Raw genomic sequence first — 570 nt, forward strand, 5'->3', positions numbered from 1 at the left:
TGTGCTACGTTTAATATCATTCATCTCTTTTTTCCGTAACTGGCATTAAGGGCAACCCCCTGCATTTAATGCGCTTTTTGCTTCTCTCACTCTCGTGTTGGTTATAAAAAGGATGCTCGATATGTACAAAAACATTCTCGTTCCGGTGGATGTCTACGAGACAAGCCTGGCGGATAAAGCGTTGCAGCATGCCCATTTTCTGGCGCAGAGCGCATCGGGTGACGTTCATTTGCTGCACGTGATGCCAAAATTTTCAGCCGAGCTGACGCGTGGTTTTATTTCAGATGCGCGTAAGATGGATGAATATATGATTAATAATTCGAGGGAAAAACTCTCTGACCTGGTCAAAAAATTGAATTTGCCAGAAGAGCGCGTTCACCTCCACGTCCGGAGCGGTAACGTTCGTGATGAGGTGATTAAGCTTGCAGATGAACTTGCCGTCGGCGCGATTATTGTCGGCTCCCGAAATCCCAATATTCAAACCCATTTATTAGGCTCAGAGGCGGCAAGTATCGTTCGTTACGCCCATGTTCCTGTTTTCGTTATTCGTTAATTGCATGAAAGCAAGGT

Annotated in this window: 1 protein-coding gene; it reads left to right on the plus strand. The window is 45.6% G+C overall.

All coding sequences use genetic code 11. The annotated features are described in order from the left end of the window. Positions 1–121 precede the first annotated feature (121 nt). Positions 122–553 carry a universal stress protein gene (locus L6R44_RS24840; protein WP_032641521.1) on the plus strand — a complete coding sequence of 144 codons (432 nt, stop codon included), beginning with the start codon at positions 122–124 and terminating at the stop codon, positions 551–553. The last annotated feature ends 17 nt before the right edge of the window (positions 554–570 follow it).

This window comes from Enterobacter cloacae complex sp. ECC445, from assembly GCF_021892025.1.
Classification (GTDB): Bacteria; Pseudomonadota; Gammaproteobacteria; order Enterobacterales; family Enterobacteriaceae; genus Enterobacter; species Enterobacter chengduensis.